Here is a 14,497-nt window from a genome sequence, read left to right on the forward strand (position 1 = left end):
TCTTTTTATGATGCTGAGTACTTGATAACATTCAATTCGTTGTAAATTAAGTATCAATGACAATCAAAATTGTAGTTGACGCAAAATGCCTGGAAAGCCTACAATTAGTAACAACCGGATTAATCTAATGATAGTATGCTGGATAACAGATAGATAAATTGATGATTGCAGACAAATATAGAATGAGTCAAAGGTTGTAATCAAGTGACTTGATAAATAAGACACTTGATCCTTATCTTTGACTTATTTTTGATATAATAGATATATAGATTTATGCCTATTTGTTTGGAGGTACTATCATGCATGTTCTGGAAAAAATACAAAAGATAAGTCCGTATCTGGTTCTTAAGGTTTCAATATTAGTATTTATTATGGCGTTATCAATATTTGTGGCATCATCTGTGGTTTCGAAGTGCTCCCTTTTTACCAGGTCCATTGAGTCACTTGATGATTCGCAAGAGGTAGTAATGGCTGTTACTGGAGCTACGCTTGGAGTGTCGGTTGCCATAACATTCCTGCCGGATGATTATGCTTCGCCTCTTGCGGACACTCTGGCAGATATGAGTACATATTTCGTGATCTTACTGGGAATGATCCTGTTTGAGAAGCTTTTGATCATGGTTGGAGTTCCTTTTATTTTCAGGTTTATAATTCCTGCAGGTATTATATTACTTATCGTATATTATATTTCTCATAAGAAGATAATTAGAACAATTGCATATAAGATTCTGGCATTTGCAATTGTTATCATATTGGCAGTTCCTTTTGGAACAAGTGTATCCAAATGGCTGTGCAGTTCTTCCTTAGACTATGTCAATGAGACTGTAACACAGGCACAGGACGGCTCCGACAAGATAGAAGAGATATCGGAAAGCTCTTCTTCGGACAAGAGCTTTTATGAAACTGTTTCAAGTGTATTTGATTCGGCAATTGAAGGTGTGACGGATCTGTTTAATTATTATAAAGGCATCATTCAGAAGTTCATCAATACTATTGCGATCATGATGCTTGCTTATCTGGTAGTACCGTTTGTGACTTTCCTTCTAATGCTGTGGTTTATGAATCAGCTATTCTTATTCGAAAGTTTTAGAGATAAAGGGTATAGTCTGACCAAAGACGATATGAAGGCTATTAAAAAGATCAGCGCAGTTTGCAATGAAAAAGGCGAGCCGGAAGATAATAACAACCAGATATAAATGACGTAAGGTCAAAAAAATTATTATGATTCGGGCCTTACTTAAATCAAATGTGAATTATCTTTTCTATGCAGGAGATACAAAAGGAGATGCGTGGAACATGAAGAATAGGATAGATATAAAAAAGCTTGTTATTTGGCTAATAAGCGCAGCTTTTATAATAGGAGCTGTGATTGTGGCAATAATATTTAGAAATGGCAGTGGTAGGGCTTACCAGAAATACAACGACGGCGTTAATTATATAGATCCTGATACTATACAGCTTAGTGACAGCAGCGTAACAGTTTCTTTTTCTGAAGTGATATTATCAAAGCCTGAAGAGACAAGAAAGCTTGTTGTATATGAGCAAAGCGGTGAAGTCAGTTATACGATCACGGATAAACTCTGGGGAATTGACTGGGATCAGACGACAAAAACTCTTACAGTCAAGTATACAGGGAAAGGGAGTTTTGTAGTGGAGCTGGATCAAATAGCGCAGGGCGATATAATTGATGATCAAGAGAATAAGATACTTACTATCAAGATTCCACATCCGCAGCTTGATGCTATTGATATAAATCCGGATGAGGTGGAGATTGGTAATCAGACCAGCGGATTTTTCACCATAGGAGACATTAAGCTGACTGTAGAGGACTATATAGATATTGAGTCGGAGCTTAGAAGAAGGCTTGTGGAGAAGTTCGATACTGTTGTTAATGGGCAGCAGGCAGATGATCTGGCTCTGGATGCAGTGTACGATATCTATTATCCTGTAGTCCAGGCAGTTGATGGGGATTATGAGCTTAAGATTGAATTTAAATAATTCAATCTTCGCACTTGCCAAAAATACGCCACTCTCTAAGGCAACACCGATATGAATCGTTTATAATACATTTTCGTATCTTGAAGATGTTATAATTCAGATATCACGCTCCTGAATTTTATAACACCTTCAAAAGATACGAAAATGTATTATAAACGATCCGTATCGGTGTTGCCTTAGAGGGTGGCGTATGTTTGGCAAGTGCGAGGTTTAAGTTAAATAAATATAAGCGAGGATTATCATGGAACTAAAGGAATACAGTTTTTTACCAACAAATGAATATGTAAAGCCCCTTGGAAGGACTATCATGTTTGATGACTGCAGGGTTTTAAGTCTTTCAGGATCAGGAGTGGAATTCAAATATACCGGAACAAAACTTACAGTGACTTTTCTTGGCGATTCCACAACTATTGCAGATGAAGGTGTTCCGCAGCCTTGGCGCGATCAGGCAAGAGTTGCAGTTATCGTAGATGGCATCACTCAGCTTGATACTGTGATTAAAAAGCCAAAAGAAATATTTGAAGTATGCGGCCTTGATGAAAGTATCCCGGCAGCAGAGCATGTGGTAAGAATCTTAAAGCTTTCAGAGCCTAGAATGTCTACAGTAGGACTGGGAGAGATAGAGATACTTGCTTATGGACCGGCTGAGCCGACTCCTTTAAAGGATACTTATATTGAATTTATTGGAGATTCTATCACCTGCGGATATGGTATAGATGTTCCGGATGAGCGTCATACATTTTCAACAGGGACAGAGAATGTTTATAAGGCCTTTTCTTATAAGACTGCAGATAAGCTCGGCGCTGATTACAGTATGGTTTCATACAGTGGACATGGCCTTATCTCTGGATATACACCTGATCCTAATGTGCCAAAACTTGAAGAGCTGATCCAGCCCTATTACGATATATTTGCTTATTCATACAATACCTTCAGAGGACTTAAGATGGAGGATAGGAAGTGGGATTTTGAGGCTGAGAGAAAGCCTGATATCATCGTTATCAACCTTGGAACCAATGATGACAGCTATATTCAGGATGATGAAGATAAGAGACAGGCTTTTTACAAGGCTTATGTTGAGTTTCTTGAAAAGGTCCACAGCCTTAATCCTGAATCCAAGATAGTTGCAGCTTTCGGCCTTATGGGAGACAGGCTCTATGATACCGAAGTAGAAGCTGTAGCTGCATTTAAGGAAAAGAGCGGATTTGACAAAGTCTATTCAGTGCGACTGACACCACAGGATTTTGAGAAATATGGCTACGGAGCTGACTGGCATCCATCAGCAGCTTCTCATGAAGTTGCAGCTAGGGAGCTTAGCGATTTTATTAGAGGCTTATGATATGCCCCGCAGGGTATGAGCAAAATAGCACATAATGAAAGTAGTGAACTTTATAATCAGATTTGTTTTATGTGGCATGAATTCCTGAACTTTTTTGTTCAAGAATGTTTAGGACTTGTTTATATGCGGGAGTATTTATGAAAAGAATTATAAAGATTATAGCGGTGCTTGTTGCCATGGCAATTTTAATAGCAGGTTTTGGTAAGCTTTTATGGAGTCAGAAAGTGGCAACATTTATAGCATCTTACTATGAGCTTCAGGGCGTTGATGTATCGCACTTTCAGGGAGATATAGACTGGGAAGTTCTGAAAGATCAGGGGATCTCTTTTGCCTATATTAAAGCTACTGAAGGAAGCGGCCATGTAGATACACGTCTTGATGCTAATTATCAGGGCGTCAGGGAATCAGGGATCATATATGGCTTTTATCATTTTCTAAGTCTTGAGAGCGCACCTGAAACTCAGATGGAGAATTTTATGGCAGCAGTTGGCTCTTTCGAGATGGATCTTGTTCCTGCAATTGATATTGAGTGGTACGGGGATATGAGAGACAATCCTCCGGATAAAACCAAGGTTCTTGACACTCTTACCAAGATGATATCGCTGATGGAAGAAGAGTTCGGGCAAAAGCCTGTCATCTACACAACTCAGAGCTTCTACATCAAATATCTAAATGGCGCTGATCTTGATGCGCCTATGTGGATACGAAATGTATATTTTTATCCATTACAGGATTTTGTGATCTGGCAGTATACAGACAGGGCTGTAATGGACGGATACTCTGGTCAGGAGAAGTATATAGATCGTGATGTGATAAAACAAGGCGATCTTTCGAAGATACGACTTGGGGAGTGAATATTACTAACTAAAACTTCTCGCTTGGACGGGCCGGCATCCCCAAAGTCTTTACTGGGGCAGGCAGTATATATATCATTGCCAAGCTGTTAATAGTTTTATAATTCATGGCATGATAGCTGAAGCTTTCCATTCTGGGGTCCAAACTCGCTTCGCGATAGCCTCGTGGACCCCGGGCAGAATGAAAATCTCCATCTATCACGCTCATGAATTTAATAAAACTATTAAAAGCATGGCAATGATATATATACTGCCTGCCCCAGTAAAGACTTTGGGGATGCCGGCCCGTCTAAGTGGGAAGTAGTAGTTTTAGTTACTAATTAATAAACTTGCTCTGTGATGTCATTATGTATACGACACTGTCCAAACGGTATTTGTTCAATTATTATATATAAAATTGCACTAATATCACCAAATGTAGTAAAATATAATTACATTTTTTCGAACATAGTACATAGAAATGCATCCATGCATTTCTAGACATGTACAGATTACATCCTGTAATCCCTTAACATAGAAATGAATCCCAAAGCGAGGTAAGTTTTATGGCAGATATTCGTGAGATTCTTATGACAGCCAAAGAGGCTAACGCATCTGACGTTCATATCACTGTTGGTATTCCGCCCAAGATGCGTGTTAATGGGCAACTTATTTCGCTTGATAGCTATGGTAGGATGTTGCCTCCGGATACTCAGGCGATTGCCGATTCTATAATGAATGACAGGCAGAAGGAGTCGCTTGAAGAGCATGGACAGCATGATATGTCTTTCTCTATAGCCGGTATCGGACGATTCCGTGTTAACGTATTCAAGCAAAGAGGATCTGTTGCACTGGCGCTAAGACTTGTTGCAACAGAGGTTCCGCCTGCAGAGACTCTGGGTATACCGCCTTCAGTCATAGATCTGTACCAGAGGAAAAGAGGTCTTATCCTTGTTACGGGTCCTACAGGGTCAGGTAAATCCACGACTCTGGCTTCGATAATCGATCTTATTAACAAAAACAGAGAGGCTCATGTTATAACTCTTGAAGATCCTATCGAATATCTTTATCACCATAGTAAATCTATTGTTAACCAAAGAGAGATAGGACTTGATTCGGATTCGTATGCGGCAGCACTTAGAGCTGCTCTTAGAGAAGATCCTGACGTAATACTTGTTGGTGAGATGAGAGATCTTGAGACTATTCAGACTGCGATCACAGCAGCAGAAACAGGACATCTCGTCCTGTCAACACTGCATACTATAGGTGCTGCTACAACTGTGGATCGTATTATTGATGTATTCACACCTCATCAGCAGCAACAGGTAAGGATACAGCTTGCCAACGTACTTGAAGCGGTTATATCTCAGCAGCTTATACCTACTGCAGATGGAAATGGGCGTGTTGCGGCATTTGAAGTCATGCATGTTAACAGCGCGGTTCGTAATATGATCCGTGAGGGCAAGACTCATCAGCTTATCACTGTCATGCAGACCAATAGAAAGCTTGGAATGATAACTATGGATGAGGCGATAATACAGCTGTATCAAAGTAGGAGCATATCAAGGGAGATGGCGATACAGTTTGCGCAGGATCCTGATACAATGCAGATGAAAATGTTTCATTAGTGTATATACTAATAATGCTTTCGAGTATATAATTGATATATATATTTTTGTGAGAGATCATCATAGGATTTTAAGACAGACGTAGATATATTTGTAGGCAAGCAATTAAGTCAATTGTGTTTTTAGTACACTATGTGTAGAATTGCAAGTGATATAGTAGCATTTGGGGCTATCACATATCATGGGAGGATATATGGAAAGTAGGATTGGGGTAGTAAAACATGGCGCGTCAGGTGCACGCGTTCTATTGATGGAGCGAGTCGGAAGGTTTGAAATAGCAACAGGTTCTGTGTTATGTATTTATGGGATTGTTAATATTATCTGTGATGTCGTATATAAATGGGGGCAGTATACCTTTTCCGGAATGATCCTTGAGAGTCTTGTGGTGATATTGGCAGTGCTACTTGGATTTTGGGGGATTGGATCCGGATCGCATCATCTGTGCAGCATCCGCCATTTTAGGAAGTATGTAAGCTTCCTTCAGCAGGATGAAACAGGATCTGTCAGAAGACTTGCGGACAGTACCCATGAACCCTATGATGAGACTCTGGATAGGATTCACAGATATACTGACCGAGGATATTTTGGCAATATCATAATAGATGATGCTTCGGGCCGTGTTTCTTTTCCTGACAGGATCAGAAAATATTCTGATGCAGGTTACAGGACAGTTACCTGCAATGGATGCCGCGCAACCAGATCACTTCCTGACAATACAATTGTTAAGTGCGAGTATTGCGGCAATGTTATCAGTACGAGAAAAGATGATAAGTGATTGAAGAGTTCCGGTGTACTTTCTTATTCATAACAGATTAGCTTTCTTGTTTATGAATGGATTTACATCTTCATATGATCTTGACAATTTTTCATGTGGGGCGTTTGGAATCTATCTATGATATGGATTTATTTGATTTTTTTGATATAGTAAGAACCTTGGTTTTCTATAAGACCACTAATCTGCATCATAGTAAGAGTCTGCAGTATTACACTGACAGGCTCTTTTATATTGTCTTTTTCAAGCTTTTCAGCTATCTCTGATGCTGATATCGGATAGATGTCCATTGCATCAAGTACTGATTTTTCCAAAGGTGATAGGCTCTGATATCTTACATTGGATTCTGATGACCTGCTAGAACCTGTATGTTCGCAGATTCCGCTTTCCTGTATTGGACCTGTGAAGCAGGAGATGATATCTTCAGGGGCAAGAGCAATGCCGGCTCCCTGTCTTATAAGATCGTTGCAGCCGTCAGAGAGCCTGTCGGTTATGCGTCCGGGTACTGCAAATATCTCTTTGCCTTGTTCGAGAGCCATATCAACAGTTATCTGGGTTCCGGATTTCTTCCTTGCTTCTATTACCAGGACTATGTCTGAAAGACCTGAGATTATGCGATTTCTCTGAGGAAAAAGGCGCGCTTGTGGCATTGTGCCAGGCATGTATTCAGAGATGATTCCGCCATTTTTACAGAGCATATCATATATATCCTGATTGGTGTCAGGATAGCAGAACTCAGGACTGCATCCGAGAACGCCGTAGGAAGGGCAGCCTGCTTTTAAGGCAGCTTTTTGGCTTATACCATCTACTCCCATAGCCATTCCGCTTATTATCTGAATTCCTGCCTGAGCAAGTTCAAGACCGAACTGTCTGGCAACATATCGGCCATACTCACTGCACATCCTGGCACCAACTATAGATACAGATGGGAGGTTATCATCAGGAAGTTTTCCTTTTACATAAATGCAGGATGGTGGATCCGGAATAGTTCTAAGTTTATTCGGGAAGCTTTCATCATCATAGGGTATTATACGAATTCCTAAGTCTAACATTTTGTTATATTCTTTTTCTTTGTCCCAGTGAGACTTGGCATATTTAAAGCTTTCGGCTGTCTTGGGTCCGAAGATTTTGTCAGCTTCCTTATCTGATATAGAGAGGATATCAGAGGCGCTTTTGTATTCTTGTAAGAGAGCGTGGATTTTTCTTTTGCCAAGGCCGTTGATGGCATTTAGCATATAGTGATCCATCAGCTCTTTATCAGTCATTTTAGTTATCATAATTTTAATTATCCCTTTGGTAGTTTTATCTGATATTTATGACGTATCATAAGGCTGGTGCCAAAAGATTTTTTTTGAACCTTACGTAATGTCTTTTTGGATCATATGGGAATATTGGGCTGTGCTTTGAGATATCGTCAGCTCCAGTACTTCTGATCTGTCATCTTATAGCAGGCAGCTTCTGCAATATGTACATCCCTTATCTGGTCACTTCCTTCAAGATCTGCGATGGTTCTTGCAAGCTTTATGATCCTGTGATAGGAACGGGCTGAGAGACCGAGCTGCCTGTATAGCTTCTCAAGCATGCGCTGCTCTTTAAAACCGAGTTTGCAGTATCTGGCGATATCTATAGGTGACATATCGGAGTTGAATCTTACTTTAGTACCTTTAAAACGCTCTTTTTGTATATCTCTTGCTCTGATGACCCTTTCTCTTATGATGCTGCTTTTTTCGTTGGCGCTGCTTCCTGTAGACAGATCTGCAAAGTCAATCTTGGGAGCTTCGATACATATGTCTATTCTGTCGAGGATAGGTCCTGATATGTGAGATAAGTAGTGGGCGATATCTTTCTGGCTGCATTTGCATCTGCCCCGGTCAGGATAGTAGCCGCAAGGACAGGGATTCATAGCACCTACCAGCATGAAGCTTGCAGGATATGTGAAGTTACCACCGGCTCTTGATATATGGACTTCCTGGTCTTCAAGGGGCTGTCTTAGAAGGTCGAGAGTCGTCCTTGAGAATTCTGCAATCTCATCAAGGAAAAGAACTCCCCTGTGCGCCAGAGATATTACGCCCGGCTGTGGGACTCTTCCACCTCCCGCAAGAGCAGAAGATGTTATTGAATGGTGCGGAGACTGAAAAGGCCGCTCTGTGATAAGGGCTTTGCCTGCAGGAAGAAGACCTGCAACTGAATAAATCGTAGATACTTCAAGACTTTCTTCTTTGGATAGCGGCGGCAAAATAGTTGGGAGCCTTTTTGCAATCATACTTTTGCCCGATCCCGGAGGCCCTACCATCAGAATATGGTGAAAACCTGCGGCTGCGACTTCCATAGCTCTTTTTAGTGCTGATTGTCCGTTGATATCAGCAAAGTCGATATCGGATCTATCAGACTCTTTTTGGAAGAGTTCATCAACGTTTACAACAGTTGGCGGGATCAGGAGATCCTTCTCACTATCCTTGGAACTTAGATATGTGATGCATTCTGAAAGAGATGATACTCCGATGACCTTGATGCTGCTTCCAAGGACGGCGCCTTCTTTTTCATTGTCTTTTGGCAGAATGCAGGCCTTGCAGCCATTGTCTATAGCTGTTTTGACAATCGGTAATACGCCTTTGATTCCTTTTACTTCTCCGTCAAGACCCAGCTGACCTATGATAAGCGTATCTTTTAGCTTGCTTTCATCTATCTCACCAAGTGAACATAGGATTCCTATGGCTACAGGAAGATCTACGCTTACGCCTTCTTTTCTGACATCGGCAGGAGAGAAGTTGATAGTGATACGTGACGCAGGTATCTTGATCCCCGAATTTTTGAGCGCTACTTTAACTCGTTCCTGCGCTTCACGAACTTCAGTACTTGGAAGACCGACCATATTGAAAGCCGGAAGTCCGTTTGATACGTCGACTTCGACCTGCATAAGATAGCTGTGAATGCCATTAATGGCTCCAGCTTTAATTGTACTGAACATAACTTTAAAATGACTCCTTTCAAAACTTTCTTCCATAATCTAAAACAGGAATTAAATGGTAACTTTGAATAGGCAAGAGCCACATTACCATCTGTGAAATGACTTTCACAAAAAAGTGCTGATTAGCACGAAAAGAAATATAACATATTGAGAAAAACGATGCAAGCATTTTTTGAAAATGTGAAAACTGTGTACTTGCCAAATATACGCCGCGCCTTATGGCTGCAGGAAAGTGGACAGTTAATAAAGTCTTTTCGCATTATTGAACGTGTTATTAATTCAAGGCATGATATCTGCAGCTTTATATTCAGGGGTCCAAACTCGCTGCGCTCAGACATGTGGACCCCAAGAAGAATATAAAGCTGCATCTATCACGCTCTTGAATTTAATAACACGTTCAAAATAATGCAAAAAGACTTTATTAACTGTCCACTTTCCTGCAGCCATAATGCGCGGCATATATTTGGCAAGTGCGGAGTCTGCAGGTTAGTAATTATAGAAACGTTTTTTGCGCAATTGGTGCGCATTTTTGACTTCGTTTTGTGAACTTTTATCTATCAGATCGGCTTACTTTTGGCATTAATAAGCCTTGTGATATGCTGTTTCATTACGCTATAGTTATATTATAAGGATTGCGCTGAATTGTTGCGCTTATATATTTTGGTTAACGACTGAAAAACGGCTAAGGCGGTGATGTATACTCGAAAGTTTTACGGGGGATTTGAGCCTTGGGCAGGCAGAATATGAATCTTTGTCACGCTTTTAATCGTTTTGTATAATTCATGAGCGTGATAGATGGGGGTTTTTATTCTGCTCAGGGTCCACGAGGCTATCGCGAAGCGAGTTTGGACCCTAGAATAGAAAGCCCCAGATATCATGCCATGAATTATAAAAACGATTAACAGCGTGGCAAAGATTCATATTCTGCCTGCCCAAGGCTCAAGTGCCCCATGTAAAACTTTCGAGTATACATCATCGCCGGACTATATCAAGGGAGGTTTACATGGGCAGAAATAAACTTACGATTGCTGATATCGCAGATGCACTTGGAGTATCCAAGACTACCGTATCAAGAGCTATATCAGGTAAGGGACGCATCAGCAAAGAGACAATTGACAGAGTACATGAGTATGTGGAGAAGTACAATTACAAACCATACGGTACTGACAGCAAAACTTTTAAAAGCCAAAAGACACATAATATAGCTGTGACCTGGTCTGGTGATTATGAACTTATAGAGATGCCGTATTTTCAGAATGTTCTTAAAGGCATTATAGAAGTCATGTCTGATGAGGGATATGATGTCATGATATCTCTCATTGTTAATGATCATATAGAGAATCTTAGAAGAATAGTGGATGAAGGCAAAATAGACGGAGTCATCCTTACAAGGACTCTTGTTAATGACATGCCATCCCGCTTTTTAAAAAGTTCAGGTATACCTTTTGTATGCATAGGCTCCAGCGATGATGATGAAGTGACCCAGATAGACAATGATCATTTTGAAGCCTGCAGAGAACTTACAAGTGCACTTATACATCAAGGACATAAGAGAATTGCTCTCATCGGAGGATCCAGCAATCATATCATAACCAAGACAAGATATGGAGGCTTTGTCAAAGCTTTTCATGATGCCAAGGTTACGCTTGATACCTCGATCATATTCCTTGATGTTAATACTGACAAAAGAATCTCTGACATATTATCATACCTACTTACAGTTGAGATAGACTGTCTTATCTGTATGGATGACACTTATGCTCTTAGGGTTATCGATATATGCAAAAATGAGCACATAAGAATTGCAGAAGATCTCCGCCTTGCATCGTTCTATAACTCAACACTTCTAAGCGGCTCAGTACCTGCGATAACATCTCTTGACTTTAACGACAGAAACCTTGGAGCAGTAGCAGCCAGAACCCTCCTGCAGAAAATAAATTCCGAAGAAGTCCACAACCGCATGCTAAAAACCTACGAAGTAATGCTCCGCGAAAGCACCAGAATGGTAGAGAAGTATTGAACTCGGCGCCTGCTTGGAAAGATGCAGTATCCTTGAAGACTTCAATGATTTATATACTTCCTACCACAGCGAAGCCTTCAAGAATGCTGCATCGTACAAGTGGGCTTTGTAGTATTCAGACTGTGATTTCGTACTTGCCAAGTATATGTCTCTTGTATAAGCACTACCTCAAAGGAAAGAAAATGCTCGGTGAGTGAAAATGTATGTTTTCTTGAACGTAAATTACAGAAACACGCATTTACTGCGTGTTTCGTGATTCAATGAATCGGTTGGTAAATAGGCCCAATGCCGAAGGCATTCTCAATTGGCCTATTTACTGCATTTTTGAATCTTTGATTCAAAAATGTATACTAATAATATACATTTATCTACCTCATATCCTTTATACCTTATAGAAATGTTGCCGGATTTAATATATAATTGATATTGAAATTTTAAACATCCAAAACATATGCCTTCCCTTGTAGTTGAGCCTGCGTGGGCAGTTTATAAAGTATTATCGAGTCTTTTGAAGGAGTTATTAGATTCAGGAGCTTGATAGATGGATATTTATATTCTGCTAGGGGGCCGCATGTTTGAACGAAGTGAGTTTCGGACCCCGGAATATAAATATCCAGATATCATGCCCTGAATCTTATGACTCCTTCAAGACTCGATAATACTTTATAAACTGCCCATGCAGGTTCAGCTACAAGGGAAGGCATATGTTTTGAATGGGCGAAAACCTACAATAATAATTGTTTTTTTCTAGATCTATATTTCTTTAAGCGAATTTTCAGTGAGGTTATGTATAGTGTATTTAAGCTTGTATACATGGGCTTATTATTATAAGGCATAAGGGGTTGCGGCGTTACTGGCTGCGATCGCAGAGGGGACGAGTTGAAAGCTATCGGTAAGCTGAATGATCTTTTGTCTGCAAATGCACGTCAGAAAACAGCAAAGATCAATTCTAAAAATCATACAAAATCACCATCACAACCTAAATATCTACCTGTAAGACTTAAAGATATGGCTATTTCATTCTTGTTTATAGTACCAAGTCTTATTGGCGTAGTACTTTTCTTTGGTGCACCTTTTGCAGTCGTAGTTTTTTATTCTCTGGTTGATAATCCCACCAAGTGTAACTTTGTAGGGACCTTGAATTTTACCAGAGTTATGAACAACTCCGCTTTCCAGAAGGCTGCGCTTCATACGATAGAGTTTTCTGCTATAGCGGTTCCTTTGGCCGTTGTTTTATCGCTCCTTCTTGCAATTGTACTTGAGAACAAGATACCTGGCAGAAGTGCATTCAGGAGCATGTTCCTATCGCCTATGATGGTTCCTATAGCATCAATCGTACTTATATGGCAAGTTCTGTTCCATTACAATGGTCTTGTGAATCAGGTGCTTGGTATATTCGGAGCAGACAAGATTGACTGGCTCAAATCAGACCAGGCACATATTGTTATCATAGCTCTTTTCCTATGGAAGAATCTTGGATATAACATGATATTGTTTATGGCAGCTCTTTCAAGTGTTCCGGAAGATCAGCTTGAAGTTGCAAGACTTGAGAATGCCAATGCATGGCAGACCTTTTGGTATGTCAAGCTTAGATATCTGTCATCAACTATTGTATTTGTGGCGCTGATGTCGCTTATCAATTCTTTTAAGGTATTCAGAGAGATATACCTTATGACGGGAGATTATCCCTATGACTCGTTGTACATACTTCAGCATTATATGAATAATAAATTCCGAAATCTTGACTATCAGGATCTGTCTGCTGCAGCTATCCTGATGTCGGTGATAATGGTAATACTGGTAGCAGCTTTGTTTACTATAGAAGAGCGTTTTGGCAAGGATGTGGAGAACTCATGATAAGGCACAAGGATCTTACAAGTGAATATAGAGAATGTATCGTAGAGAGAGCTCCCCAGAACAAGTGGATGGACATTGAAGGCGCCAAGCCTCCAAAACCTGTCAAAGAGAAAAAAACCTACACCAAAGATCAGATCAAAAAAGAGCTTGCTCTATACAGGAAGTTCATAAGGGATCATCAGAGAAAAAAGAGGATCGATATCATAAAGATTGCTATAGGGACTATCATATGCGGATTTTTTGCAGTATTATTCCTTCTTCCTATAGTACTTACAATAACCAATTCCTTCATGGCATCAAGTGAGATAAGTTCTAACTATGGTGCGATATTTGCAACAACGCAGACGGGCGGCAAGGTATTTGTGTCCAAGACGGTCAATCTTAAGTTCATTCCGGATATCATAACTTTGTCTCAGTATTATGTGGCTTTGTTTAAGAGCCCTGCCTATCTGTTTAAGTTCTGGAATTCGGTTATATATGTTGTACCTATCGTTGTGTTCCAGCTTGCAGTATCATCGCTGGCTTCATATGGATTTGCCAGATATACCGGCAAGGTCAAGGGCGTTATCTTCTTTTTCTACGTTATCGTTATGATGATGCCGTATCAGGTAACGCTGGTTCCTAACTACCTTGTATCTGACTATCTGGGTATTCTGGATACAAGATGGTCTATATGGCTTCCGGGCATATTCTCGCCTTTTGCAGTATATATGCTGACCAAGTTCATGCGAAGGATTCCGGTATCTGTCTTGGAAGCAGCCAGGATAGACGGCGCCAATGAATGGAGCATCTTTACAGATGTGGCGATGCCACTTTGCAAGGGTGGAATAGTATCTATAGCTATTCTAATATTTATTGACTATTGGAATATGGTTGAGCAGCCTATTATTTTGCTTTCAGATGATTATCTGCACCCGCTTTCAGTGTTCTTGTCCAAGATCAATTCTGGCGAGATATCACTTGCTTTTGCGATAGCGGTTATATATATGGTTTTGCCGATGCTGGTATTTTTGTACGGCGAAGAGTACCTGATAGAGGGTATCACTTATCAGGGCGGTGTAAAGGGCTGATAAAAGAAACTA

Annotated in this window: 11 protein-coding genes; 9 read left to right on the forward strand and 2 right to left on the reverse strand. The window is 40.3% G+C overall.

Going from position 1 to position 14,497, the window contains the following annotated elements:
- Window positions 1-467: 467 nt before the first annotated feature.
- The 6 genes from I7804_RS10110 (at window position 468) to I7804_RS10135 (ending at window position 6,573) form a co-directional block, all read left to right on the forward strand.
- Window positions 468-1,196, forward strand: a complete 729-nt coding sequence (locus I7804_RS10110; RefSeq protein WP_248403253.1) for a hypothetical protein — start codon at window positions 468-470, stop codon at window positions 1,194-1,196.
- Between the two features lie 100 nt (window positions 1,197-1,296).
- Window positions 1,297-1,998, forward strand: a complete 702-nt coding sequence (locus tag I7804_RS10115) for a DUF4230 domain-containing protein (RefSeq protein ID WP_248403255.1) — start codon at window positions 1,297-1,299, stop codon at window positions 1,996-1,998.
- A 241-nt stretch (window positions 1,999-2,239) separates the two neighbouring features.
- Window positions 2,240-3,337, forward strand: a complete 1,098-nt coding sequence (locus I7804_RS10120) for an SGNH/GDSL hydrolase family protein (protein WP_248403257.1) — start codon at window positions 2,240-2,242, stop codon at window positions 3,335-3,337.
- A 137-nt stretch (window positions 3,338-3,474) separates the two neighbouring features.
- On the forward strand, window positions 3,475-4,191 hold the full coding sequence (locus I7804_RS10125) for a glycoside hydrolase family 25 protein (protein ID WP_248403259.1): 717 nt from the start codon (window positions 3,475-3,477) through the stop codon (window positions 4,189-4,191).
- A 545-nt stretch (window positions 4,192-4,736) separates the two neighbouring features.
- Window positions 4,737-5,798 carry a type IV pilus twitching motility protein PilT gene (locus I7804_RS10130; RefSeq protein WP_022756172.1) on the forward strand — a complete coding sequence of 354 codons (1,062 nt, stop codon included), beginning with the start codon at window positions 4,737-4,739 and terminating at the stop codon, window positions 5,796-5,798.
- A 193-nt stretch (window positions 5,799-5,991) separates the two neighbouring features.
- The gene (locus I7804_RS10135) at window positions 5,992-6,573 is read left to right on the forward strand and encodes a hypothetical protein (RefSeq protein ID WP_248403261.1); all 582 of its coding nucleotides are present in this window, start codon (window positions 5,992-5,994) and stop codon (window positions 6,571-6,573) included.
- A gap of 128 nt (window positions 6,574-6,701) precedes the next feature.
- Here the strand turns inward: I7804_RS10135 and dprA are convergent, their stop codons facing one another.
- Entirely contained in the window at window positions 6,702-7,847 is a 1,146-nt protein-coding gene (gene dprA / locus I7804_RS10140) for a DNA-processing protein DprA (RefSeq protein ID WP_248403263.1), read from the reverse strand.
- Between the two features lie 137 nt (window positions 7,848-7,984).
- Window positions 7,985-9,538: a YifB family Mg chelatase-like AAA ATPase gene (locus I7804_RS10145; protein ID WP_248403264.1), complete on the reverse strand. Its 1,554-nt coding sequence runs from the start codon at window positions 9,536-9,538 to the stop codon at window positions 7,985-7,987.
- 1,003 nt (window positions 9,539-10,541) lie between these two features.
- On the opposite strand from I7804_RS10145, the gene I7804_RS10150 reads away from it, so the two are divergent.
- The 3 genes from I7804_RS10150 to I7804_RS10160 all read left to right on the forward strand — a co-directional run bounded on the left by I7804_RS10150 (window position 10,542) and on the right by I7804_RS10160 (window position 14,485).
- On the forward strand, window positions 10,542-11,558 hold the full coding sequence (locus tag I7804_RS10150) for a LacI family DNA-binding transcriptional regulator (protein WP_027204060.1): 1,017 nt from the start codon (window positions 10,542-10,544) through the stop codon (window positions 11,556-11,558).
- Window positions 11,559-12,437: 879 nt separating this feature from the next.
- Window positions 12,438-13,415 carry a carbohydrate ABC transporter permease gene (locus tag I7804_RS10155; RefSeq protein ID WP_022754633.1) on the forward strand — a complete coding sequence of 326 codons (978 nt, stop codon included), beginning with the start codon at window positions 12,438-12,440 and terminating at the stop codon, window positions 13,413-13,415.
- Window positions 13,412-14,485: a carbohydrate ABC transporter permease gene (locus I7804_RS10160; RefSeq protein WP_248403266.1), complete on the forward strand. Its 1,074-nt coding sequence runs from the start codon at window positions 13,412-13,414 to the stop codon at window positions 14,483-14,485. The genes I7804_RS10155 and I7804_RS10160 overlap by 4 nt, the downstream gene beginning before the upstream one ends.
- The last annotated feature ends 12 nt before the right edge of the window (window positions 14,486-14,497 follow it).

Origin of the sequence: Butyrivibrio fibrisolvens (assembly GCF_023206215.1) — a bacterium.
GTDB classification, from domain to species: Bacteria; Bacillota; Clostridia; order Lachnospirales; family Lachnospiraceae; genus Butyrivibrio; species Butyrivibrio fibrisolvens_C.